This is a genomic window from Aeromonas sp. R5-3, assembly GCF_040908225.1.
GTDB classification, from domain to species: Bacteria; Pseudomonadota; Gammaproteobacteria; order Enterobacterales; family Aeromonadaceae; genus Aeromonas; species Aeromonas dhakensis.
The window spans coordinates 1-23,487 of record NZ_JBFODH010000015.1 but is presented as its reverse complement, the minus strand read 5'-3'; the positions used below and the strand labels follow the sequence as shown (position 1 = coordinate 23,487).

Annotated in this window: 23 protein-coding genes, 3 tRNA genes and 1 riboswitch; of the genes, 9 read left to right on the top strand and 17 right to left on the bottom strand. The window is 63.1% G+C overall.

The window, feature by feature from the left end:
• The first annotated feature begins 52 nt into the window (after positions 1-52).
• Positions 53-511 carry a methylglyoxal synthase gene (locus tag AB5Y95_RS06630; RefSeq protein WP_005305534.1) on the top strand — a complete coding sequence of 153 codons (459 nt, stop codon included), beginning with the start codon at positions 53-55 and terminating at the stop codon, positions 509-511.
• A 60-nt stretch (positions 512-571) separates the two neighbouring features.
• Here AB5Y95_RS06630 and AB5Y95_RS06625 read toward each other — a convergent pair whose 3' ends face one another.
• Entirely contained in the window at positions 572-1,159 is a 588-nt protein-coding gene (locus tag AB5Y95_RS06625) for a superinfection exclusion B family protein (protein ID WP_005305531.1), read from the bottom strand.
• A gap of 194 nt (positions 1,160-1,353) precedes the next feature.
• A riboswitch (yybP-ykoY riboswitch) is annotated at positions 1,354-1,460 on the top strand.
• Positions 1,461-1,549: 89 nt separating this feature from the next.
• Between AB5Y95_RS06625 and AB5Y95_RS06620 the strand changes: the two genes are divergently transcribed.
• Complete coding sequence (locus AB5Y95_RS06620) at positions 1,550-2,536, top strand: sodium:calcium antiporter (RefSeq protein ID WP_279971735.1); 987 nt, start codon at positions 1,550-1,552, stop codon at positions 2,534-2,536.
• A 79-nt stretch (positions 2,537-2,615) separates the two neighbouring features.
• Here the strand turns inward: AB5Y95_RS06620 and ansB are convergent, their stop codons facing one another.
• From ansB to AB5Y95_RS06605, 3 genes are all read right to left on the bottom strand, one after another.
• Positions 2,616-3,674: an L-asparaginase 2 gene (ansB, locus tag AB5Y95_RS06615; protein ID WP_368160173.1), complete on the bottom strand. Its 1,059-nt coding sequence runs from the start codon at positions 3,672-3,674 to the stop codon at positions 2,616-2,618.
• Positions 3,675-3,805: 131 nt separating this feature from the next.
• Complete coding sequence (locus tag AB5Y95_RS06610) at positions 3,806-4,000, bottom strand: heavy-metal-associated domain-containing protein (protein ID WP_019840677.1); 195 nt, start codon at positions 3,998-4,000, stop codon at positions 3,806-3,808.
• Between the two features lie 100 nt (positions 4,001-4,100).
• On the bottom strand, positions 4,101-5,051 hold the full coding sequence (locus AB5Y95_RS06605) for an AEC family transporter (protein WP_368160170.1): 951 nt from the start codon (positions 5,049-5,051) through the stop codon (positions 4,101-4,103).
• A gap of 210 nt (positions 5,052-5,261) precedes the next feature.
• Here AB5Y95_RS06605 and treR point away from each other — a divergent pair, with 210 nt between their 5' ends.
• The 6 genes from treR (at position 5,262) to AB5Y95_RS06575 (ending at position 12,375) form a co-directional block, all read left to right on the top strand.
• Positions 5,262-6,209 (top strand): trehalose operon repressor TreR, encoded by a 948-nt coding sequence (gene treR / locus AB5Y95_RS06600; protein WP_368160168.1) that lies wholly within the window; start codon positions 5,262-5,264, stop codon positions 6,207-6,209.
• A 191-nt stretch (positions 6,210-6,400) separates the two neighbouring features.
• Positions 6,401-7,831 carry a PTS trehalose transporter subunit IIBC gene (gene treB / locus AB5Y95_RS06595; RefSeq protein WP_019840679.1) on the top strand — a complete coding sequence of 477 codons (1,431 nt, stop codon included), beginning with the start codon at positions 6,401-6,403 and terminating at the stop codon, positions 7,829-7,831.
• Positions 7,832-7,899: 68 nt separating this feature from the next.
• Entirely contained in the window at positions 7,900-9,561 is a 1,662-nt protein-coding gene (treC, locus tag AB5Y95_RS06590) for an alpha,alpha-phosphotrehalase (protein WP_368160163.1), read from the top strand.
• A gap of 3 nt (positions 9,562-9,564) precedes the next feature.
• A complete protein-coding gene (locus AB5Y95_RS06585; RefSeq protein WP_126880590.1) occupies positions 9,565-10,170 on the top strand; it encodes a sugar O-acetyltransferase in 606 nt (201 codons plus the stop codon).
• Positions 10,171-10,512: 342 nt separating this feature from the next.
• Positions 10,513-10,845, top strand: a complete 333-nt coding sequence (locus tag AB5Y95_RS06580) for a hypothetical protein (protein ID WP_195879311.1) — start codon at positions 10,513-10,515, stop codon at positions 10,843-10,845.
• Between the two features lie 432 nt (positions 10,846-11,277).
• Positions 11,278-12,375: a PotD/PotF family extracellular solute-binding protein gene (locus AB5Y95_RS06575; protein WP_025201092.1), complete on the top strand. Its 1,098-nt coding sequence runs from the start codon at positions 11,278-11,280 to the stop codon at positions 12,373-12,375.
• 8 nt (positions 12,376-12,383) lie between these two features.
• On the opposite strand, the gene AB5Y95_RS06570 is transcribed toward AB5Y95_RS06575, so the two are convergent.
• From AB5Y95_RS06570 to nhaC, 9 genes are all read right to left on the bottom strand, one after another.
• Positions 12,384-13,148, bottom strand: coding sequence for a hypothetical protein (locus tag AB5Y95_RS06570; protein ID WP_368160160.1), 765 nt, complete (start codon positions 13,146-13,148; stop codon positions 12,384-12,386).
• A gap of 78 nt (positions 13,149-13,226) precedes the next feature.
• Positions 13,227-13,850, bottom strand: a complete 624-nt coding sequence (locus AB5Y95_RS06565) for a GNAT family N-acetyltransferase (protein ID WP_368160157.1) — start codon at positions 13,848-13,850, stop codon at positions 13,227-13,229.
• Positions 13,851-14,117: 267 nt separating this feature from the next.
• Positions 14,118-15,548: a gamma-aminobutyraldehyde dehydrogenase gene (locus tag AB5Y95_RS06560; RefSeq protein ID WP_368160154.1), complete on the bottom strand. Its 1,431-nt coding sequence runs from the start codon at positions 15,546-15,548 to the stop codon at positions 14,118-14,120.
• Positions 15,549-15,577: 29 nt separating this feature from the next.
• Positions 15,578-16,393, bottom strand: a complete 816-nt coding sequence (locus tag AB5Y95_RS06555; RefSeq protein WP_010636002.1) for an ABC transporter permease — start codon at positions 16,391-16,393, stop codon at positions 15,578-15,580.
• Positions 16,394-16,400: 7 nt separating this feature from the next.
• A complete protein-coding gene (locus tag AB5Y95_RS06550) occupies positions 16,401-17,369 on the bottom strand; it encodes an ABC transporter permease (RefSeq protein WP_005305490.1) in 969 nt (322 codons plus the stop codon).
• Positions 17,366-18,379: an ABC transporter ATP-binding protein gene (locus tag AB5Y95_RS06545; protein ID WP_368160150.1), complete on the bottom strand. Its 1,014-nt coding sequence runs from the start codon at positions 18,377-18,379 to the stop codon at positions 17,366-17,368. Before AB5Y95_RS06545 ends, AB5Y95_RS06550 begins: the two co-directional genes overlap by 4 nt.
• A gap of 74 nt (positions 18,380-18,453) precedes the next feature.
• On the bottom strand, positions 18,454-19,599 hold the full coding sequence (locus tag AB5Y95_RS06540) for an ABC transporter substrate-binding protein (RefSeq protein WP_017779090.1): 1,146 nt from the start codon (positions 19,597-19,599) through the stop codon (positions 18,454-18,456).
• Positions 19,600-19,787: 188 nt separating this feature from the next.
• Positions 19,788-20,711 carry a LysR family transcriptional regulator gene (locus AB5Y95_RS06535; RefSeq protein ID WP_252603520.1) on the bottom strand — a complete coding sequence of 308 codons (924 nt, stop codon included), beginning with the start codon at positions 20,709-20,711 and terminating at the stop codon, positions 19,788-19,790.
• 105 nt (positions 20,712-20,816) lie between these two features.
• Positions 20,817-22,226 carry a Na+/H+ antiporter NhaC gene (nhaC, locus tag AB5Y95_RS06530; protein WP_005305478.1) on the bottom strand — a complete coding sequence of 470 codons (1,410 nt, stop codon included), beginning with the start codon at positions 22,224-22,226 and terminating at the stop codon, positions 20,817-20,819.
• A gap of 299 nt (positions 22,227-22,525) precedes the next feature.
• On the opposite strand from nhaC, the gene AB5Y95_RS06525 reads away from it, so the two are divergent.
• Positions 22,526-22,735 carry a hypothetical protein gene (locus AB5Y95_RS06525; protein WP_017766456.1) on the top strand — a complete coding sequence of 70 codons (210 nt, stop codon included), beginning with the start codon at positions 22,526-22,528 and terminating at the stop codon, positions 22,733-22,735.
• Here the strand turns inward: AB5Y95_RS06525 and AB5Y95_RS06520 are convergent.
• From AB5Y95_RS06520 to AB5Y95_RS06505, 4 genes are all read right to left on the bottom strand, one after another.
• A complete protein-coding gene (locus AB5Y95_RS06520; RefSeq protein ID WP_005305474.1) occupies positions 22,730-23,002 on the bottom strand; it encodes a late competence development ComFB family protein in 273 nt (90 codons plus the stop codon). The genes AB5Y95_RS06525 and AB5Y95_RS06520 overlap by 6 nt on opposite strands.
• Before the next feature lie 109 nt (positions 23,003-23,111).
• Positions 23,112-23,197 (bottom strand) — tRNA-Leu (locus AB5Y95_RS06515).
• A 71-nt stretch (positions 23,198-23,268) separates the two neighbouring features.
• Positions 23,269-23,354 (bottom strand) — tRNA-Leu (locus AB5Y95_RS06510).
• Positions 23,355-23,398: 44 nt separating this feature from the next.
• Positions 23,399-23,484, bottom strand: a tRNA-Leu gene (locus AB5Y95_RS06505).
• Positions 23,485-23,487 lie beyond the last annotated feature (3 nt).

Sequence of the window (23,487 nt, the reverse complement as noted above, 5' to 3'; positions counted from 1 at the left end):
CTTTCGATTAGGATACGGCTCTATTCAAACAACAATGCTACGGATGATGTCCATGGAACAGATCGCCCGTGAGATGGCGCCCCACAAGCGAGTGGCGCTGGTGGCTCACGACAACATGAAAACCCCTCTGCTGAACTGGGTGATGCGGCGCAAGGAGGAGCTCAAGCTCCACCACCTCTACGCCACCGGCACCACAGGCACCATGCTCGGCAAGCAGGCACAGCTGCCCATCACCTGTCTCTTCTCCGGCCCCATGGGGGGCGACCAGCAGCTTGGCGCCCTGATAGCCGAGGGCAAGATCGACGTGCTGATCTTCTTCTGGGATCCCCTCAATGCGGTGCCCCACGATCCGGACGTGAAGGCCTTGCTGCGCCTCGCGGCAGTCTGGAACATCCCGGTCGCCACCAACGAGGCGACGGCCGATTTCATCATGGACAGCCCCCACATGCGCCAGGCGTTCAGCGTGCAGATCCCCGACTACGCCGGGTATCTCAAGGCCAGAACCCAGTAACGGGGCAGAAACGACAGAGCCGGCCACAGGGCCGGCTCTTTTTATTGGCGGGAACGACGATCAGCGCTGGAAGCTTTTCTGTGCGAACTTGGGTCTGGCGTTCATGATCTGCTCCACCTGCTCGTCACTCATCTTGCCGCGCGACAGCCCCAGCACCTTGTAGGTGAGCAGCGGCCGGGCCGGCAGGGCGATCATCAGGGCGCGGATCTGGTTCTCGTCCTCTTTCTCCCGGGCCGGCTTGCCATAGGCGTAGGTGAGCACACCGGCATCCATCAAGTTTTTGACGGCGGGCTCGGTGATCGGCAAGTTTATGACGCTTTTACGTTGCAGCACGAACTCGCGCAGCACCGCCTTCTCGTTGAAGTCGAGGAAGGAGATCATCTGGGCCAGCTGATCCTGCTGGCGGCGCGACTGCCACTCGTCACAGGCCCACTCCCAGGCGATCAGGAAGCCCTGACTGCAGAAGTAGGAGATGGCGATCAGCATGCCGACCCCGAGCCAGGCGGCGTGTGTGGCGGCCCACTGGCTGACGGCGCCCTGCATCAAACCGGCCGGAAACAGCAGAATGATGCTGCAGCAGAGCAGCAGCCAGACCATCAGCCAGTTGAGGCGGTTCAGTTGATAGAAATGTTGGATCCACCGTTTCATCGTTCACCCTTCCCAAATCAGTGTGGACAGTAGTCATCTCAAAGCAAACGGTGTGCCAAGGCGAGGAGCTTACCGGCATTGGAGTGGATCCGGATGGCAAAGCCGGTGGGTGGACGGTTACATTCCCTTACAACTTGTTGAGTCAATGATCATTAGTTTGCCTTGTGGGGTGGCGGTCAACTTGGTAAAAAGCCCGCACTGTCATAGGGGAGTAGCAACCCGCCCGTGATCCGGGCAGGGCTCATGTCAACATTCTTGGATCTTCAGATCCATGGCATGGGCGGCGATGGTATCCATCGCTCTGCAAGACCTTTGGCCTCGATATGCAAGCCAGCCGGGCGAGCCATATCGGGTCCATTGGTTGTTCTGCTCGCCTGGCGGTTACTCATCATGCTGATCACCCTGCTGTTATTTCTGCTCTCTGCCGTCACCATCTATCTGGCCTGCGAATATTTCGTCAATGGCATCGAATGGACCGGCCACCACTTCAAGTTATCCCAGAGTGCCACCGGCTCCCTGCTGGCGGCCCTCGGCACGGCCCTGCCCGAATGCATCGTCACCCTGACCGCCTTGCTGATGGGGGATGCCCCCGCTCAGCAGCAGATAGGCATAGGTGCCGCCCTCGGCGGCCCGCTGGTGTTGGCCACCATAGGTTATGCCGCCGTCGGCGTGACCCTGCTGCTGTGCATGAGCCGGGAGCACAGGGCCATCGATGGCGAGGTGCAACGGGAGATAGGGCGAGACCAGGCCTGGTTCGTCGGCATCTTCCTGCTGGCCGTGCTGCTCGGCATGGTGGCCTTCACCGGTAAAACCTGGCTGGCCCCGCTGTTCGTGCTGGTGTATCTGGTCTATGTGCGGCGCGAGCTGAAACAGACCGACAGCCACGAGGTCGAGCTGCCAGAGCCCCTCAAGCTGGATCCGGGCGCCGAGATCCCGGCGCTCGGCAAGGTGCTGCTGCAGACCCTGGTGGCGCTGGTGGTGGTGGCGCTGGCGGCCCAGCTGTTCGTTCACCAGTTGGAGAGCATGGGCGAGCTGTTCGGTCTCTCACCGGTGCTGGCGGCCCTGTTACTGAGCCCGGTGGCGACCGAGATGCCCGAGCTGATGAACGTGCTGATCTGGGTGCGGCAGGGCAAGCACCGGCTGGCGCTGGCCAATATCTCGGGGGCCATGATGATCCAGGGCACCATTCCCAAGGCGTTCTGCCTGTTGTTCACCCCCTGGCTGCTAGACAGCACCATGATGGTCTCCTCGCTGGTGACCCTGCTGGCGGTCGTGCTGTTGTGGTGGGGGTTTAGTCGGGAGCGGATGACGGCGGGCAGGCTCGCCTGGGTGGGGCTGATCTATCTTGGCTTCTGCGGCTGGCTGGTCATGGGCTGATGTGCCACGAACAAGGGCGGGATAGTATCCCGCCCTTTTTATGGTCATTCCCTCTGCCGGCCGATGCCGGGCAGGGCGGTCAGAACTGCTGGAACCAGCGCTGGATCTGGGCCGGATCCTTGCTCTGGGTCAGGGCAAGCATCAGTAGCACCCGCGCCTTCTGCGGATTCAGGGTCTCGGCGGCGACGAAGCCGTACTTGGCGTCATCGATCTCGGCATCCAGGGTGGTGGAGCCGGTCGGCACGCGGGCGGAGCGCACGACGCGGATACCGTCCTTGCTCGCCTTAGCCAGGGTGTCGAACAGGGTGTGGTAGAGGTTGCCGTTGCCCACCCCGGCGCTGACGATGCCATCGAACTTGGCATCCACCAGGGCCTTGGCCGGCAGAGCAGAAGCGTTGGCGTAGCTGTAGACGATGCCGACCTGGGGCAGCTTGTCGAGCTTGCTCACGTCAAACGGGGTCTTGCTGGTGTGCTGGCGGGCCGGGCTGCGCTGATAGTCGATCTTGCCGTTGTGGATGTAGCCGAGCGGGCCGAAGTTGGGGGAGGCGAAGGTCTGCACCCCTGTGGTGTTGGTCTTGGTGACGTCGCGGGCATCGAGCACGGTGTCGTTCATCGCCACCATGACGCCACGCCCCTTGGAGGCGGGGTCGGAAGCGGTCACCACAGCGTTGTAGAGGTTCATCGGGCCGTCGGCGCTCATGGCGGTGGAGGGACGCATGGCGCCGACCAGTACCACCGGCTTGTCGCTCTTGACGGTCAGATTGAGGAAGTAGGCGGTCTCTTCCATGGTGTCGGTGCCGTGGGTGATGACGATGCCGTCCACGTCATCCCTGGCCAGCAGCTCGTTGACCCGCTTGGCGAGCTTGAGCCACACCTCGTCGTTCATGTCCTGGGAGCCGATCTTCACCACCTGCTCACCCTGCACGTCGGCCACGTTCTTCATCTCGGGCACGGCGGCGATCAGCGTCTCGATGGCCACCTTGCCGGCCTCGTAGTTGGACTGGGTGGCGGACTGCCCCGCCCCGGCAATGGTGCCGCCGGTGGCCAGGATATGGACGTTGGGCAGGGCCATGGCCATCGGGGAGAGGGTCAGGCCGAGGACGGCGGCGAGCAGGGTTTTGCGGATCGGGAGAGTCATGCTGCAATTCCTTCTGGGTGATAAAAATTGCAGCAAGTTTGCGCTTTCTGTTGCAGGGGTTTGTGATGACTCTCACCAAAAAACAGCTGGGTACAGAATTTTAACCTGTTTCATACCTATATGGAGATAATTTAACTCGCCGAGAAGCCTTTGGTTTCGATCAGGGCGATCAGCTCGTCCTTGCTCAGCTCGCTCTCGATGACGGCCTTGCTGCTGGCAAAGTCGACGCTGGCGCTGCTGACGGCGGGTTGGGCCAGCAGGGCTTTTTGCAGGCTGGCGGCGCAGCCACCGCAGGACATGCCGGAGACGGTGAGTTCGATGGTCATGGGATATCTCCTCTGTTGATTGAGAGTCAGCGTAAAGCTGCCGCCCGCGGCAAGGTCAAGGGGATGATGAAGGGGTGAGGGTCAGCACGTTTGCTGCTGGCTAGCCCATCAGCCCCAGGTAGTTCATCAGGGTGGCCCCCAGGCTGGTGGTGACGAGCGAGCCCAGCGTGGTGGTGGCGATGATGTTGGCCGCCAGGGCGCTGTCGCCCCCCATGGCGCGGGTCATCACATAGCTGGCGGCGGCGGTGGGGGTGGAGCTGATGAGAAACAGGATGCCAAGGGCCTGCGGGCTGAAGCCGAGCGCCCAGGCGCCCATCACCAGCAGCACCGGGATGCACAGCAGCCGGTTGGCGGTGGCCCAGCCGGTCAGCAGGGCACCGCCGCGCAGGGCCTTGAGGTTGAGGCTGGCGCCGGTGCAGAGCAGCGCCAGCGGCAGGGTCATGTTGGCGAAGTAGTTGCCCGTGGTGATCACCAGCTGGGGCAGCTCGATGCCGAGCAGGCCAAACGGCAGGGCCGCCAGGATGGCGATGATCAACGGGTTTTTGGCGATCCCCCTGAGGATCGGTTTGATCCCCTTGCTGCCCCCCAGGCTGCGGGTCAGGGTGATCACCGCAAGCACGTTGTAGAGCACGGTGACCGAGCCCACCAGCAGGGCGGCGGCGCCGATCCCCTCGGCGCCATAGGCGTTCTGCACATAGGCCAGCCCCATGATCCCCATGTTGCCGCGAAAGCTCCCTTGCACGAAGATGCCGCGCTGGCGCCGCTCGGGGATGAAGCGGGCCGCCAGCAGCTCCAGCACCAGAAAGCCGGCGAGGGTGCCGAGCAGGCCGTAGACGATGAGCCAGGGGCTCGGCATGGTGGAGAAATCGGTGCGCACCATGCTGAGAAACAGGAGCGCCGGCAGGGTGACCTGGAACACCAGGCGGGAAGCGGACTCGACGAAGCTGTCCGGCAGCAGGCCCAGCTGCTTGAGCCAGATGCCGAGCAGCAGCACCACGCAGATGGGGCCCGTGATGGAGAGGGAGAAGTGCAGACTGGCCAACAGAGTCATGATGGATCTCCTGTGCGATAGGCGGGGCCCGTGACGGAGAGAGATTGAAGCAGACTGGCGAATAGACCCATGATGCGCGTCCTGTGCGATGGCGGGTGGCACGGCATGCGCCGGCGCCAAAAGGGCATTCTAACGCCATGGGCTTGTATTCACAGGGGTTAATCACAACAATGTGGGCAATTCCACCGCCGAGCCCCTGTGAGCCACTTCATGGACAAAAAACTGACCATCCTCGATATCGCCCGACTCAGTGGTGTCGGCAAGTCGACCGTCTCCCGGGTGCTCAACCAGGATCCCAAGGTGAAGCAGGCGACCCGCGAGCGGGTGGAGCAGATCATCGCCGAGCACGGCTTCGTGCCGAGCAAGTCGGCGCGGGCCATGCGCAGCCAGAGCCAGCAGGTGGTGGGGATCATCGTCTCGCGGCTCGACTCCAGCTCGGAAAACCAGGCGGTGCGCGGCATGTTGGAGACCCTCTACCGGCGCGGCTACGACGCCGTGCTGATGGAGAGCAAGTTCTCCCCTGCCAAGGTGCAGGAGCATCTGGCGGTGCTGGAGCGGCGCGGGGTGGATGGCATCATTCTGTTCGCCTTCAACGACCTGGACTATGCCGCCATGGCGCCGCTCAGGGAGAAGCTGGTGCTGGTGGCTCGCGATCATCCCGGCTTCTCCTCGGTCTGTTTCGACGATGCCGGTGCGGTGCGCACCATGCTGGACCAGCTCGCTAACCGCGGCATTCGCGAGATTGCTTACCTGGGGGTGGACACCGCCGACCTCACCACCGGTCAGCGCCGGCTCGATGCCTACCTCGGCTACTGCGCCGAACAGGGGCTGACGGCGCGCAGCGCCCTCGGCGATCTCAGCCTGCAGAGCGGCTACCGGCTGGCGGGGGAACTGCTCACCCCGACCACGGGTGCCCTGGTCTGCGCCAGCGACACCCTGGCCATAGGTGCCGCCAAGTACCTACAGGAGCAGGGGCGCAGCGAGGTGCTGGTGACCGGTCTTGGCAACAACCCCATGCTCACCTTTCTCTTCCCCAACGCCCTCAGCCTGGATCTCGGCTACAAGGGGGCAGGCGAGCAGGCTGCGCGCCAGCTGCTCGGCCAGATCGAGCAGGATCAGCGTCCGCTGGCGACCATAGCTCCCTGCCGCTCTTTGTGAACTCCATCACCTAGCGCCGCACAAAAAACGCGCTTTTTGTGACCTCGACCACGAATTGGGAACGTTCCCATTTTGATCGTGACCAATTGGCGGCATGCTAAATGGGAACGATACCAAAAACGCTCGGGCCCACAGACTGGCCCAAAAGGGCGACGCAGACCAATATCAATGGAGTCACAGAGGGAAGGCTCATGTCCAAGATCAACGCACAACATCTGGCCACGCTCATCGACAAGATCGGTGGCAAGGAGAACATCGCAACCGTCAGCCACTGCCTGACCCGGTTGCGCTTCGTCCTCAACGATCCGGCCAAGGCCGACAGCAAGGCCATCGAAACCATACCGGCGGTGAAGGGAAGCTTCACCCAGGGTGGCCAGTTCCAGGTGGTCATCGGCAACGAGGTGGAGCAGTGGTACAAGGCGCTGACCGAAGAGATCGGCGTCAGCGGCGGCAGCAAGGAGGCCGCCAAGCAGGCGGCGCGCCAGAACATGAATCCGCTGGAGCGGGGCATCTCCCACCTGGCGGAGATCTTCGTGCCGCTGCTGCCGGCCATCATCACCGGCGGTCTGATCCTGGGCTTTCGCAACGTCATCGGCGACATCAAGATGTTCGACGATGGCACTCATACCCTCACCGAGATCAGCCAGTTCTGGGCTCAGGTGCACGCCTTCCTCTGGCTGCTGGGTGAGGCCATCTTCCACTTCCTGCCGGTGGGCGTCTGCTGGTCTGCGGTGAAGAAGATGGGCGGCTCCGAGATCCTGGGTATCGTGCTCGGTATCACCCTGGTCTCCCCGCAGCTGATGAACGCCTACGGCATCGGCCAGCAGACTCCCGAGGTGTGGGACTTTGGTCTGTTCGTCATCCAGAAGGTGGGTTATCAGGCGCAGGTCATCCCGGCCCTGCTGGCGGGTGTCTTCCTTGCCTGGGTGGAGACCAATCTCAAGCGGATCATTCCGGCCTACCTCTACCTGGTCATAGTTCCCTTCATCTCCCTGCTGCTGGCGGTGATCGTGGCCCACGCCTTTATCGGTCCGTTCGGTCGCTGGCTGGGTGACGGCGTCGGCTTTGCCGCCAAGGCCGCCATGACTGGCTCCTTTGCCCCCATCGGCGCTGCTCTGTTCGGCTTCCTCTACGCGCCCTTGGTCATCACCGGCATCCACCACACCACCAACGCGGTGGATCTGCAGTTGATGCAGAGCATGGGTGGCACCCCGATCTGGCCGCTGATCGCCCTCTCCAATATCGCCCAGGCGTCTGCGGTGGTCGGCATCATCCTGATCAGCCGCAAGGAGAACGAACGGGAAATCTCGGTGCCTGCCGCCATCTCCGCCTATCTGGGGGTGACCGAGCCGGCCATGTACGGCATCAACCTCAAGTACAAGTTCCCCATGCTGTGCGCCATGGTGGGCTCGAGCCTTGCGGCCCTCATCTGCGGCTTCGCCGGGGTAATGGCCAACGGCATCGGGGTAGGGGGCCTGCCGGGCATCCTCTCCATCCAGCCGCAATACTGGGCCGTCTATGCCATCGCCATGCTGGTGGCCATCGTTGTGCCTATCGTGCTGACTCTGCTGGTTTACCAGCGCCAGCAGGCGGCCGGCAAGCTGGCTCAAGCCAGCGCCTGACTCCACGCATCAGGGCGACCCGCCGGGGTCGCCCTCTCCCTTTTTCATTCGAGACAAGAGCAAGACCCATGAGCCAAACACCCTGGTGGCAAAGCGCCGTGATTTACCAGATCTACCCCAAAAGCTTTCAGGACAGTGGCGCGCGCGGCACTGGCGATCTCAAGGGGATCATGGCCCGCCTCGACTATCTCAAGACCCTCGGCGTCGACGCCCTCTGGCTGACCCCGGTTTACGTCTCGCCGCAGGTGGACAACGGCTACGACATCGCCGACTACCTGAATATTGATCCCGCCTACGGCACCATGGCCGACTTCGAGGCGCTCTTGGCCGCCGCCCACGCGCGCGACATTCGGATCGTGATGGACATCGTGGTCAACCACACCTCCACCGAGCACGCCTGGTTCAAGTCGGCGCTGGGGGACAAGAACAGCCCCTACCGCGACTACTACATCTGGAAAGACCCGGTGGAGGGTGGTGTGCCGAACAACTGGCAATCCAAGTTTGGCGGCAGCGCCTGGGAGCTGGATAAGGCCACCGGCCAGTATTACCTGCACCTGTTTGCCCGCGAGCAGGCGGATCTCAACTGGGAGAACCCGGCCGTGCGCGCCGAGGTCAAAAGCATCATCCACTTCTGGGCCAAGAAGGGAGTGGACGGTTTCCGCCTCGATGTCATCAACCTCATCTCCAAGGATCAGCGCTTCCCGAGCGACGACAGTGGCGATGGCCGCCGCTTCTACACCGACGGGCCGCGCATCCACGAATTTTTGCAGGATGTTAGCCGCGACGTGTTCGCCCCGGTGGGCGCCATGACGGTGGGGGAGATGTCCTCCACCAGTCTGGAGCACTGCCAGCGCTATGGCGCGCTGGATGGCTCCGAGCTCTCCATGGTGTTCAACTTCCACCACCTCAAGGTGGACTACCCCAATGGCGACAAGTGGACCAAGGCGCCGTTCGATTTCCTCGAACTCAAGCGCATCTTCAACCACTGGCAGAGCGGCATGCACGGCAAGGGGTGGTCGGCGCTGTTCTGGTGCAACCACGACCAGCCGCGCATCGTCTCCCGCTTCGGTGACGAGGGCGAACATAGAGTGGTAGCGGCCAAGATGCTGGCCAGCACACTGCACGGCTTGCAGGGCACCCCCTACATCTATCAGGGGGAGGAGATCGGCATGACCAACCCTGACTATCAGCGCATCGATGACTATCAGGACGTGGAGAGCCGCAACATCTTCGCCATCAAGCAGGCCGAAGGGATGAGCGAGGCCGAGATCCTGGCCATTCTTGGCGCCAAGTCTCGCGACAACTCCCGCACGCCCATGCAGTGGAGCGCTGCGGCCAATGCGGGCTTCACGGCCGGCATCCCCTGGCTCAAGCCCGCCGCCAACTATCCCGCGATCAATGCCGAGGCGGCGCTGGCCGACACCGACTCGGTGTTCTGGCACTACCGGGATTTGATCCGCCTGCGCAAGAGTCATCCCATCTTCACTCACGGGGATTATCAGGAGCTGCTGGCGGGGCACCCGCAGATCTGGGCCTATGCCCGCCGCGCCAACGGTCAGACCCTGCTGGTGGTGAGCAACTTCTACGGCGAGCCGATCAGCTTCGCACTGCCGGAGGAGCTGGCCACCGGCAAGGGGCGTCTGCTGCTTGGCAACTACCCGGATAGCCCGGCCCGGCCGCAATCCTGTATGCTGCGCCCTTATGAATCCCTGATCTGGCTGGTGGAGTAGGCGATGAGCGAGGTGATGATGAAGGCGGCGGTGCGCGGCCCCGAGTGGCAGAAGATGGTGGCAGGGGAGCCCTATGATGCGGGCGACTCCGAGCTCAAAGCCGCGCGCGAGCGCTGCCGCAGGCTCTATCACACCTTCAACACCCACTGGCAGGAGAAACCGGCGCGCGATGCCCTGCTCCATGAACTGCTGGGCGGCCGCGGCAAGGAGTGCGCCATCAACCCGCCCTTCTTTTGCGACTACGGGGCCAACATCTTCGTGGGAGAGAACTTCTACGCCAACGTGGGCTGCACCATCCTCGACGTGTGCGAGGTGCACATCGGCGACAACGTGCTGCTGGCGCCCGGGGTGCAGATCTACACGGCCGCTCACCCAGTGGCGGTGGCGCCGCGCATCAAGGGGGTGGAGTTTGGCAAGCCGGTGCGGATCGGCCACAACGTCTGGATCGGTGGCAGTGTCGTCATCTGCCCCGGCGTGACCATTGGGGACAACAGCGTGATCGGCGCTGGCTCCGTGGTGACCAAGGATGTGCCGGCGGGCGTGGTGGCGGCCGGCAATCCCTGCAAGGTGCTGCGGCCCATGACGGCAGCAGAGCTGGCTGGTGGCTAGTGGTACCGGCCAGCGCGCACTTTCCAACACCAAGGGCAGGTTATCCTGCCCTTTTTCTTGTCCGTCATTGGCTGAACCCGGGATGTACAGCCACTTCAGATTTTTTGAACATCTAGGCCAGTTTATCTCGCTAACAATGACGAGCCTGGATGTTTAATATTCACTCAACGCTTAGGCAGGAACGCCAAGCGGCCAAATAACTGGTCGTTCAAGGCTGTGAGACCTTCAAATAGGAGGTCTGATGTTGGTGAAAGAACTACACACTATTTGAATAACCTCTTGCATGGATGCATTGATTCGGGGCCGTCGGCCCAGGCAATGACATAGAAACCAAGAGAGTGAATGAACATGAAAAACGTAATCAAGATGCTGGCCGTTGCAGGCCTGATGACCGCAGGTTTTGCCCAGGCTTCCGTTCCGGCTGACTTCAACGCCGTCCCGGGTGTGCTGTTTGTGAACTGGCACGCCACCGCTGCCGTCGAAGGCAAGGCCAACCCCATGCTGGAAGTTCGTGACGAGTCTGGTGATGTGGTTGCCTCCGTGCACGCCAACCTGATGGGCAGCCAACAGGTGCAGATCCCGAGCCGTACCCAGGGCAACCTGACCGTGAGCCTGGGTGAGCAGAGCAGCGACTACCGCATTCCGTTCGGTATCGGCAGCGGGCGTCAGCGCTAAGGGATCCCCGGGCAACCGGACCCCCATGCGAGACAAAACAGGGAGGCCGAGGCCTCCCTGTCGTCGTTGGCGGGCGTCCGCTCCGGCTCCGGCCATCCGGCCACCGAGCTCAAAGGTGCAAGCCTGCCATGGATCGCCATACGGCAGATCCTCGGCGCGGTCAGTTCGCAGCGCACTCCTGCGCCACACTCCCGCGCCGCGAAGCGCGACAGATCCTCTCTTCCGATAGACCGCCTTTCATTTCCCTGCCCGACCATGCCGTCGGTGCCGTGCAGCTTGCACACATTCTACCTGTTCAATACATTGCGCGGGGATATCCATCCGCTGCCTGCCGCCTGCCGTTTTCCCGTTCCACAGAAGCCTATACTCCCTGAAGAACCAGTTGTGGGAGTAGTGATCATGCGTAGTCTCGTCTTGTTGGCCTGCTGTTGTATGGGGTCGGCCCTGGCTGCCCCGGTGCAGCTCAGGCTGCTGGAGTGGGGGTATCTGCCCGCCGGATATGAACAGCAATTTGCCGAGTACGCCAAGCGCGAGGGGGTGGAGGCGACAGTGACCCGGATCGAACCGCTGCTCACCGACTTTGACAGCGTCTATCGTGCTCTGCGCACCCGCAGTGCCGACGTGGTGATGCCGACCAGCTACTTCTACAAGGCGCATCATCAACCACTCTTCAAGCTGCTGCTGCCCATCGACTTTGGCCGTTTGCGCCATTACCAGGAGGTGAGGCCGGCCCTCAAGAATACCGAGTATGACAAGTTGGGGGAGCGCAACTATTCCGTGCCCTTCTCCTATGCCATGTTCAGTCTGGCTTACGACAGCAAGCAGGAAAACACCCCGCCCACCAGCTGGCAGGCGTTGGCCGAGCCGACGCGGCAGGGGCAATTTGCGGTTTTCTGCGATCAGTTTGAGCCCTTGCTCTTCTCCGTGCTGCTCTCCCTTGGCAAGTCACCCGCCCTCTTTGCCAGCGGCGAAATGCTGGCCGATAGCCCGTTGCAGAACGAGGTTGAAGGGCAACTGACCCGGCGGCTCAAGGCGAGCCGGGGCTTCTGGTTCAATCAGGCCAATCGGTGCGAGGATCTGCGCCATCAGCGCCTGGCCACCACCTGGGGGCTGGAGCTGGTGGAGTGCAATCGGCAAAACGGTCAGCAGTGGCGCATCGCCATGGTAAGGGAGGGGGCCATCTATGCCCTTGATGCCCTCTCGATTGCGCGGGATGTCGGGGATGATCCGGCCAGGCTCAAGGCGGCCTACCTGCTGATCGACTTCCTGTTGAGCGAACCCCTGCAGAGCCGCATGTTGATGGGCACACCGACGGTTTCCGGCAGCAATGGATCGGCCCGCCCCCCGCTGACCCCGGAGGAGCAGGCCGTGTTGCCGCCGCAGGCCCTGCCTGAATTTGACGAACGCCTGCTGGTGCCGGCCCTGCCTGCGCACATCAAGAATCGCTACAAGCGGATGGTGCAGCAGGCGCTGGCCAGCAGTGGCAAGGAGGGGCTGGCCAAGGTGTGTCCCTGGGATCTGGCGAACTGATGCCGGCGCTAGCGAGGTGTCAGGACGGGGCGATCGGAGAGGAGCTCCTGCACCAGCTGCACGGCCAGCGGGATGTTTGTATCCATGGTATCGCCATCTTGTGCTTCGGCTTTCCAGCTGTCGGGGGCTTCCGGATGGGGCCCGGAGACGGCCACTTTTCCTTTACCATAGGCGCCGATTAAGGCGGCGAGCCGGCCATCGTCGAAGTAGGCAAGCTCACGCACCGGTTCGGTACCTGGCTGCAGGGCGAAGGTGGGGCCGGCCTGGTAGTACATGCGGCGCACCTCCCCGAGCCAGCGAATGTCATGGATCTTGGGAGAGAAGTCACCGTCGTAGTCGTCTGACTCGGCCGGCACCAAACCGAGCGCCTTCACATAATTGCCCTCGTCGGCCCAACCCAGAGAAGCGACAAAGGCACCGCCGCAGATCCCCAGATAGCGCCCGCCCTGACTCAGATAGCGTTTGAGCGCCCCGGCGATGGCTGGGGTGAACCGATGAACCAGGGGCTCTACGTCATCTTCGGTCCCGCCGATGATAAACAGACGGGCGCCCGCCAGCTTGGCCGGGAGATCGCTCAGGTTGTCGAGATAAACCACGGGGAGGCCGGCCTGTTTGACCACGGCGGCGATTGCCTCGTTGCTGTCCGGGTCCGAGATGGGGCCGGTATAGAGCAGGGCGTAGCCTGTCGGATTGGCGTCTGTCTGTGGCTGGCTCTGGGCCTTTCCCGCGAGACAGCAGATCATCAGCAGGGTGGACCACAGCAGCCAGCGCACTGGTCGGCTCGCTGATGACCTCAACGCGTGAAGGCCAAGGTGTCGGTTGCTCAACATATCATCTTCCTGTGTGGGTCATCACTGTGGGGGGCAGGCCGACTCATCAGTCGGCCCGGTTGGGGGATGGGGTGAGCCGCAAGTGGCCGGCTCTGTGGGCGCCGCGCAGCCCTGATGGGACCATTCGCTTCGCAGCAGGGCAAACACTACTGTGCCCCACCACTGCCCCTTGAAGTAGCGATGCTCGCGAAAGTGCGCCTCCTGGCGCATCCCGAGCGAGGAGCAGAGCCGTATGGCAGCCCGGTTCCGGGACAGGGTCTCGGCATAGATACGGTGCGCCCCGAGCGATGCAAACCCGAAGCCCGTCAGGGCCGAGGCCGCCTCCTGCATCAGTCCGCGTCCCTGGCTGTGGCGCGCCATGCCGCACCCCATCGAGGCCTGCTGATCACTCTCCAGACGCAGGCAGACTGTGCCGATCAGGGCATTCGTCGCCTTATGCTCTATCGCCAGCTGATAGGCGCGCCGGGGGCGCTCGCCGGCCTGCTCGACAAACAGTCGGGTCAGCTCCCGGTACTTCTGCGCCCGGCCATCCTCCTCGCTGTAGAAGCGCTGATAGCGCTCGTCCTGGATGATGGTCACGAAGGCTGCCTCGTCGTCGAGGCGCATATCGCGCAGCCTCAGGCGTTCGGTCTCAAGGATAAACATGAAGGCCTCCTCCAATGAGCGGCCATTATGGGGCCTGGGATGAGGGGAGGGACAATCCCCAACCGGGGGGCGTCTCGGTGGTTGGCCGCGCCCCTCGCCTCGGCGAGGGTCAGGGGAGTCAATACCGTGCCCCCATTGCCTTATGCGGCGCAGCCGCATCTCTCTTGCCCGGTGCAATGCACTGTATTTCCAAGACGAATGAGCCCTCCCGGCCAGGGAGGGCTCGTGACAGGCCAGGTGTTCGGTCGAGCGCCTCCCATAGCGTCTCTACAACTTCACCATGATATGCCGCGGCACCGTGTAGTCCTCTAGGGCGTAGAGGGAGAGATCCTTGCCGTAGCCGGACATCTTCATGCCGCCGTGGGGCATCTCGGAGGTGAGCATGAAGTGGGTGTTGATCCAGGTGCAGCCGTACTGCAGGTGGCTGGCCACCTTGCTGGCAAGGCTCAGATCCTTGGTCCAGACCGAGCTGGCGAGGCCGTAGTCCGAGTCGTTGGCCCACTGCACTACCTGCTCGGCGTCGCTGAAGCGGGTCACCGACACCACGGGGCCGAACACCTCCCGGCGCACGATTTCATCCTCCTGACGGGCGTGGGCGATCAGGGTCGGCTCGAAGAAGAAGCCGTTGCCTGGGCGGATCTTGCCCCCCGCCGTCACCTCCACGTGACCGCTGCTCTGGGCCCGCTCCACGAAGCTGGCCACCCGGTTGCGCTGCCGGTCAGAGATGAGTGGCCCCATCTCCACCCCCTCCTCGCGCGGACCGCCCACCTTGATGGAGGCCACCGCCTCGGTCATGGCGGCGACGAACTTGTCGTAGATCTTGCCCTGGGCATAGATGCGGCAGGCGGCGGTGCAGTCCTGGCCGGCGTTGTAGAAGCCGAAGGTGCGAATGCCCGCCACCACGGCCTCCAGATCCGCATCGTCGAAGATGATGACCGGCGCCTTGCCCCCCAGCTCAAGGTGGGTGCGCTTCATGGTACGGGCGGCGCTCTGCAGGATCTTCTGGCCGGTGGCGATGTCACCGGTCAGCGACACCATGCGCACCAGCGGGTGCTCCACCAGCGGCGCCCCCACGCTCTCGCCCCGGCCGCAGACGATGTTGATGACGCCACGGGGGAAGAGCTCGCTGGCGAGCTCCGCCAGGCGCAGGGCGGTGAGGGGGGTCTGCTCGGAGGGCTTGAGCACCACCGTATTGCCGGCGGCGAGCACCGGGGCCATCTTCCAGGCCGCCATCATCAGGGGGTAGTTCCAGGGGGCGATACTGCCCACCACGCCGATGGGGTCGCGGCGGATCATGCTGGTGTGTCCCTCGATATACTCCCCGGCGAGTGGCCCCTGCAGGCAGCGAGCCGCGCCGGCGAAAAAGCGGAAACAGTCCACCACCGCCGGCAGCTCGTCGTTCAGCACCGCCAGATAGGGCTTGCCGCAGTTGAGGGATTCCAGCGCCGCGAACTCCTCGGCGTGGCGCTCGATGGCATCGGCCAGGCGCAGCAGCAGGGTACTGCGCTGGGCCGGGGTGGTGCGGCTCCACTGGGCGAAGGCGCGCTGGGCGCCGTTCACCGCCCGGTTCACCTGCTCGAACGAGGCTTCTGGCACCGAGGCGAGAAGCTCCCCGGTGGCGGGGTTGAGGATGGGCTCGGCCGGGCCGTCACCGGTGACGAACTGACCGTCGATCAAGAGTTGGGTAGAGAGTTTCATGGTTGCATCCTTGCGCACGCGTTGAGTCGTTATTTGCCACTGCCGGCGACGTCCTGGCCGTCGCGGGTGAGGTAGTAGGCAAGCAGAATGGGAATGGTGGTGAAGGCCACTATGATGAGCGCCACCACGTTGGTGACCGGCCTGTCCCGTGGCCGGATCAGCTCCTGATACATCCAGATCGGCAGCGTGGTCTGCTGGCCGGCGGTGAAGGTAGTGACGATCACCTCGTCAAAGCTCAGCGCAAACGCCAGCATGCCACCCGCCAGCAGGGCGGTGGCGAGGTTGGGCAGGATCACGTAGCGCAGAGTCTGGAAGCCGTCGGCACCGAGATCCATCGACGCCTCGATAAGGCTCTGGTTGGTGCGGCGAAAGCGCGCCAGGGCATTGTTGTAGACCACCACCACGCAGAAGGTGGCGTGGCCGATGACGATGGTCCAGAAGCTGAAGGGTATCTCCATCACCCCATAGGCGGAGCGCAGCGCGATACCGGTGACGATGCCGGGCAGGGCGATGGGCAGTACCAGCAAGAGCGACACCACCTCCTGGCCGAAGAAGCGGCTGCGGGCGATGGCCCCCGCCGCCAGGGTGCCAAGCACCATGGCCACCAGGGTAGCGAGCCCGGCCACCTCCAGCGACAGCTGGATGGCACGCCACACGTCGGGGCGGTTGAGGGTCACCTCGAACCACTTGAGGGTGAGCCCGGGCGGCGGGAACTGGTAGCTCTTGCTCTCGCTGGTGAAGGCGTAGAGGAAGATGAACAGGATCGGAAAGTGCAGGAACAGGAGGCCGCCGATGGCCGCGTACTTGAGCAGGCCGGAGGGCTGGCTGCCATGGTCCCGTTTCATGGGCTGATTAGAGCGCATCGAAGGCCCCCAGGCGTTTCGCGATGGTGAGGTAGATGGCGATGATGAGGATGGGCACCAGCGAGAAGGCGGCGGCGAAGGGCAGGTTGCCCGCCGTGCCCTGCTGCATGTAGACCACCTGACCTATGTACATGGTGGAGTTGCCTATGATGCCGGGGATGATGTAGTCCCCCAGCGTCAGGGAGAAGGTGAAGATGGAGCCCGCCACCACGCCGGGCAGGGCCAGCGGCAGGATCAGGGTGCGGAAGGTCTGGGCAGGCGTCGCCCCGAGATCGCCGCTCGCCTCAAGCAAAGAGCGCGGGATCCGCTCCACCGCCGCCTGGATGGGCAGGATCATGAAGGGCAGCCAGACGTAGACGAACACGATGAAGGTACCGATGCGCGAGAACGACAGCGACGGCCCGCCGATCACCGGCAGCGAGAGGATGGCGTCGAGCAGCCAGTCCAGCCCCAGAGTGTCTGCCAGCCAGCTGACGACCCCCTCCTTGGCCAGGATCAGCTTCCAGGCGTAGACCCGCACCAGATAGCTGGACCAGAGCGGCAGCATGATGCCGACGTAGAACAGGGCCCGGGTCTTGCCGCTGGTGTAGCGCGCCATGTAGTAGGCCACCGGGAAGCCGAGCAGGGCGCAGGCCAGGGTTACCAGCAGCGACATGCCGACGGTACGCAGGATCACGTCCAGATTCTCCGCCCGCAGCAGGGCGACGAAGTTCTGCAGTCCCAGCTCGTGACGGATCTGGCCGCTGAACTCGTCCAGCCCGAAGAAGGCGTTGGAGAGCAGCATCAGCAGGGAGCCGACGTAGATGATGCCGAGCCAGAGCAGGGGCGGCCCCAGCAGAATGGCCAGCAGCAGACCGGAGCGGCCGTAGAGCAGGGTGGAGAGGCGCCGCAGCGGCCTGACGCGAACGGAGTCGGTAGCTTGGCTCATGGCAAGGCTCGCACTGTGGGGGGCGCTCATGGTTGAGCTCCCTGGTGGGCGGTGTGCAGACGGTGGATCGCCTGCTCCGGCCAGCTGAGGCTGACCCGGGTGCCACGGGGCAGGCGGGCCTGGCCCTCGTTGGGGTGGTTGACGATAAGTTCGAGCTGTTCGCCGAGATCGACCCGATAGCGCACGAAGGGGCCGAGATACTCCACCTCGCGCACCTCCCCGGACCAGCCGGGCGTACCGGCCTCGGCGAGGCGGATCCGCTCCGGGCGCACTATCATCTGGCGCTCATCGCCGCACAGGCGGCGGGCCTGCTCTCCCTCGAACAGGTTGACGGTGCCGACGAAGCGGGCGACGAAGGGGGTGGCAGGGGCATCGTAGATGGTATCCGGCGCGGCGATCTGCTCGATCTTGCCCTGATTGAAGATGCAGATGCGGTCGCTCATGGAGAGCGCCTCCTGCTGATCGTGGGTGACGAAGATGAAGGTGATGCCGAGCTGGCGCTGCAAGGCTTTGAGCTCGAGTTGCATCTGCTCGCGCAGCTTGAGGTCGAGCGCCCCCAGCGGCTCGTCCAGCAAGAGGATACGCGGCTGGTTGATCAGCGCCCGGGCGATGGCGATGCGCTGGCGCTGGCCGCCGGAGAGCTGGCCGGGCTTGCGGTTGCCGACGCCGGGCAGGCGCACCAGCTCCAGCATCTCATCCACCTTGCGGTAGCGCTCCGCCTTGGCCATGCCCTTGAGCATCAGGCCGTAGCCTATGTTGTCGCGCACATCCATGTTGGGAAACAGGGCGTAGTCCTGAAACACGGTATTGAGGTTGCGGTCGTAGGGGGGCACGGTAGAGCAGGGTTCGCCGAACAGCCGGATCTCCCCCTCGCTCGGGTATTCGAAGCCCGCGATCATCCGCAGGCAGGTGGTCTTGCCGGAACCGCTTGGCCCCAGCAGGGTGAAGAACTCGCCGGCCTGGATCTGGAAGGAGATGTCGTCGACCGCCTTCACCTCGCCATAGTGGCGGCTGACCCGGTCAAATTGTACGGCGTTCATGGGACGTCCTTGTCTGTGTGGGAAGCGGGCCGGACTCCTGTCCGGCCCCATATCGGCATTTACTCAAGGCAACTTCAGCGGCCACCCAGAATGGCGATATAGTCCGAGACCCAGCGGTAGTAAGGCACGCAGGTTCCCTGGCTCTTGCACTGGGAGACGGGAGTTCGCCAGAAGCGAACCCGATCGAAGTTGTCGATGCCGTTGGTCTTGCACCCCTCTTTCCCGAGCAGGGCATTGCCCTCGCAGGCGGCCGGCACCACGGGCACGGAACCGAACCAGGAGGCGAGATCTCCCTGCAGCTTGTTGTTGAGGGAGTGCTCCAGCCATTTGTAGGCACAGGTGAGGTTCTTGGCGTCGCTGTGCACCATGCTGGTGTCGGCCCAGCCGGTGACCCCTTCCTTGGGCACTGTGGTGGCGATGGGTTGCTTGTCTGCGATCAGGGTATTGGCCTGGAACGGCCAGGAGCCGGAGGCCACTACCCCCTCGTTCTTGAAGTCGTCGATCTGGACGAAGGCATCGTGCCAGTAGCGCCCCACCAGCTGACGCTGCTGGCGCAGCAGGTCGAGGGCAGCCTTGTACTGATCTTCGTTCAGCTCGTAAGGATCCTTGATGCCGAGCGCCGGCTGGTGGCTCATCAGATAGAGGGCAGCATCGGCGATGTGGATCGGGCCGTCGAACGCCTGCACCCGCCCCTTGTTGGACTTGCCGTCCGGCAGTGTCTGCTCCTCGAACACCACGCTCCAGGAGTCGGGTGCCTTGGGGAACACCTTGGTGTTGTACATCAATATGTTGCCGCCCCACTGGTAGGGCACGCCATAGTGCTTGCCGTCCACCGTGTGCCAGGGGGCATTCTGCAGGCGGGGGTCTATCTTGCCGTAGCTCGGGATGAGCGCCAGGTTGAGCGCCTGCACCTTGCCGCCGGCGATGAGGCGCAGGCTGGCGTCGCCGGAGGCGGTCACCAGATCGAAGCCCCCCTCGTTCATCAACGCCACCATCTCGTCCGAGGTGGCGGCCGTCTTGACGTTGACCTTGCAGCCGGTCTCTTTCTCGAAGCCGGTTACCCAGTCGTAGTTCTTGTCGGTCTCGCCGCGCTCCACGTAGCCGGCCCAGGCCACTATGTTGAGCTGGCCTTCACCCTTGCCGAGGGTGGTGGGGGCTGCCTGGGTCTGTCCTGCCAGCAGGGCGGGGATCAGGGCCAGGGTGAGGGGGGTCAGTTTCATCTTGCTCTCCTTGCTGGGGCGGGCACTGTGGTGATGCCACGCTGACAATTAACATCCTGTTAACCAGTCATGAGCGTAGGAGAAGCGCTGAGCAATGAGAATTTCAATTTTTAACGCCAGAGGTATCTGCTAAATCGATATCGAGTGCAGATGAATCTGAATTTTAGTGGTCGCCCGGCAAGAGAGGGTTAGCGAGGGAGTGCCTGCCGGGCCCGCAGCCGGCTCTGATCCCGCGCAATGTCGATAAACTCGCGGGCGGTCCACTCCAGCCGGGAGCCACGTCGCCACACCAGGCCGATGTCGATGGCGGGAATCGGCTCCTTGATGGCACGAGCCTCGACCCGCTCCTGCTCCAGGGACCAGGGGCGGTAGGCAAAATCCGGCAGCAGGGCGAGCCCGAGCTGGCTCGCCACCAGGCTGCGCACCGCTTCCACCGAGGCGGTACGCAGCACGATGCGCGGCGCTATGCCGTAGCGGCGCAGGCCGCCGCGGATGATCTGGTCCAGTTGATCGGCGGTCAGCGAGATCATGGGCTCCTCACCGAGCGCCTTGAGAGAGAGGGTCGACTCGGCGCAGAGCGGGTGGTTGGCGGCGAGCCAGACCCGCAGCGGCGAGCGGGTCAGCAGCTCGGTATCGAACGCCTCCTGGCGGATGGTGCGGTTGGTCATCAGGATCCCCACGTCCACCTCGCCGTTGACGATCTGGTGCTCGAGATAGGGCTGCTCGTCCTCCTTCACCTCGATCTGTACCGCCGGGAAGGCGCGGCGAAAGCGGCCGAGCGCCTCCGACAGGTAGTAGCCGGCCACCAGCGTCGTCACCCCTATGGTGAGCCGCCCCTGATCCTGCTGGGCTACCGCCTTGAGGGAGTGGCTCGCCTCAGTCATGGCGCCGAGGATGCGACGGGCGTGCAGCAGAAACTGGTGGCCCTGGGTGGTGAGGCTGACGCCACGTGGATTGCGCTCGAACAGGGGGGCGCCGAGCTCGCTCTCCAGCTCGCGGATGGCGCTGGTGACCGCCGACTGGGAGATGTGCAGCTCGGCAGCGGCGCGGCTGACCGAGAAGCTGTCGGCCACCGCCACGAAATAGCGGATCTGTCGAAAGGTGAAGTTCATCTGGGCGTCCTGCCGCGTGCGATCAAGGTGAGTGCCAGCTTAACCTCGAATCGCGCCCAGACAAAAGGCGCCGTGTTGGCGCCTTTGTCATGATTTTTCCGGCGGTTAGCGGGAGCTGGCCGCTTCGATCACCGGGATCCGGTTCACCGCCTTGCCCAGATAGGCGAGGGTGATGGTCACAATGATGCAGGTGAAGCTGAGCCACATGTAGGGCAGGTAGTCGAGGGTGGCCACTCCCAGTACCCCGGCCATGAAGATGCCGTTGTCGCTCCAGGGCACCATGCCGCAGGTGAGGGTGCCGCCAAACTCGGCGTTGCGGGAGAGGTTCTTGCGCGCCAGCCCCAGCCGGTCGTAGTTCTTGGCCATGATCTTGGGGGTCAGGATCAGCGACACATACATGGCCGAGCCGAACACGTTGGCCAGGAAGGCGGTGCCTATGGTGTGGGTAGTCAGGCTGCCGGCACCCTTGATGCGTTTCTCGAAGGCGCTGGCGATCACTTCCAGGATGCCGACCTTCTCCAGCAGGCCGCCAAAGCCCAGACCGAAGATGATGACCGCCACCGAGCCCAGCATGGACTCCATGCCGCCACGGCCCAGGATGTTGTCGATGAAGTCGACGCCGGAGGTGATGGCGAACGGGCTGTAGGCGGAGTGCATCGCCTTCACCGGGTCCATGTCCTGGAACAGGATGGCCCAGACAAGGCCCAGCAGGGCGCCGAAGCTGATCACGGGGAAGGCGGGCTTGCGGTTGGCCAACAGGCCCAGCACCAGCACCACGGGCACTATGGCCAGCGGGGTGATGTTGAACTGCTTGTCGAGCGCCTCCATCACCAGGTTGACCTGCTCCAGACTGACGTTGCCGGAGTACTGCATGCCGACCACGGTGAACAGGGCGGCGGTGATGACGTAGGAGAACAGGCTGATGGGCAGCATCCCCTTGATGTGCTCCATCACGTCGACGTTGGACATGGTCGAGGCCAGCACCACGGAGTCGGAGAGCGGAGAGAGCTTGTCACCGAAGTAGACACCGGAGAGCACGGCACCGGCTACCAGCGGCGCTGGCACCCCCAGGCTGTGGCCTATGCCCATCATGGCGATGCCGGCGGTGGCGGCCGAGCCCCAGGAGGTACCGGTGGCCAGCGAGGTGAGGGAGCAGATGATCAGGGTCGCCAGCAGGAAGATGGACGGGTGAATCACCTTGAGGCCGAAGTAGATGATGCTGGGGACTATGCCGCCGGCAATCCAGGTGCCGACCAGGGCACCGACGGAGACCAGGATCAGGATGGCCCCCATCCCCTTGGCGACGCCGTCGACGGCCGCCTGCTCGAGGGATTTGTAATCATGGCCTAGCTTGATGCCGAGCCCCATGATGACGAACCAGGCGATGAACAGTGCCAACTGGATCGGCAGGTCGAGCACGCTGGTGAAGGAGAAGGCCAGGGCCAGGAAAATGGCCAGACAGGCAAACACCTGCGACATGCCCGGCAATCGGATGTGGTTGTGTTGGTTTTGCATAGATACTTCCTAAACTCTTGCTCGCCAAGGTCGGTCCCTCTCGTCCTGTGGATACACGTATCCCGAGGGGCCCACCCAAAAAGAGGCCGCAATCTACCACAAACCAGGGGGGACAAATCCCAACTGATTTGGCAAAAATGCAATTTTGATTGAAAAACTTACAATTTAGTTGATCTCATAACCCGTTTTTGAGTGCTCTGTCTGCCCCGACGGGACATTCGACTCCGATAGGAAAGTCCGATTGCATACTCCCAAAATACAAATGATAATTGTTATCAGTTGTTGGCGGGGAGTGTGTCATGAGATGGATAGTGAGGGCCATGCTGCTGATCGGGCTGCTGGCCATCCTGATCTGGGGTCAGGAGAGGGAGTACGGGGTATGGAGTCTGGGCTTCTTGCTGGCCGCCTGGGTCATGTTCGAACCCAGGCTGAGACCAGCGCTGATCCTGTTGCCGGTGGCCGGCATGACCGGAGTGGCGGCCCTTGTCTGGCAGCAGCCCTGGTTATGACGAGGTGGCCGGTGCGCTCTGCACCTTTTCCAGCGCCTGTTTGAGGGAGGTGATGACGTTCTTTTCCATCTCGTTGCGCTTGGCATCGGTCAGGAAGTAGATCATGTCGACGTCGTGGCGAATATAGTGGGAGGGGAGCTGGTTCAGGGTCAGGCAGCAGAGATCGGCCATCTGGTTGGCGCTCAGCGTCTGGCTGAGCCCCTGCTTCTCAATCTCCTTGAGCACCAGATGCTCGTAGAAGTTGTGAATGTCGGTATCCAGTATCATATGTATTCCTTGGCATGACGATGGGCGGTGAGTCGTCAAAAGCATAGTCATAACAAGGGGTAAAAACAAAAGGCCCGTCACTTTCGTGATGGGCCTTTTGCATAATGAATGGTGCGAAGAGAGGGACTCGAACCCTCACATCCGTGGGACACTAACACCTGAAGCTAGCGCGTCTACCAATTCCGCCACCTTCGCACACTGATTTTCTCCAGCTGGTTTTTAAATGCGGTTGGAGCGCATTTTCTGCGTTTTACATGCCAGAAGCATGGTGCGAAGAGAGGGACTCGAACCCTCACACCCGGGGGGCACTAACACCTGAAGCTAGCGCGTCTACCAATTCCGCCACCTTCGCACATCGGGTTATCAGTCTGGATTTACATGCTGTCTGATAAAGCATGGTGCGAAGAGAGGGACTCGAACCCTCACACCCGGGGGGCACTAACACCTGAAGCTAGCGCGTCTACCAATTCCGCCACCTTCGCACA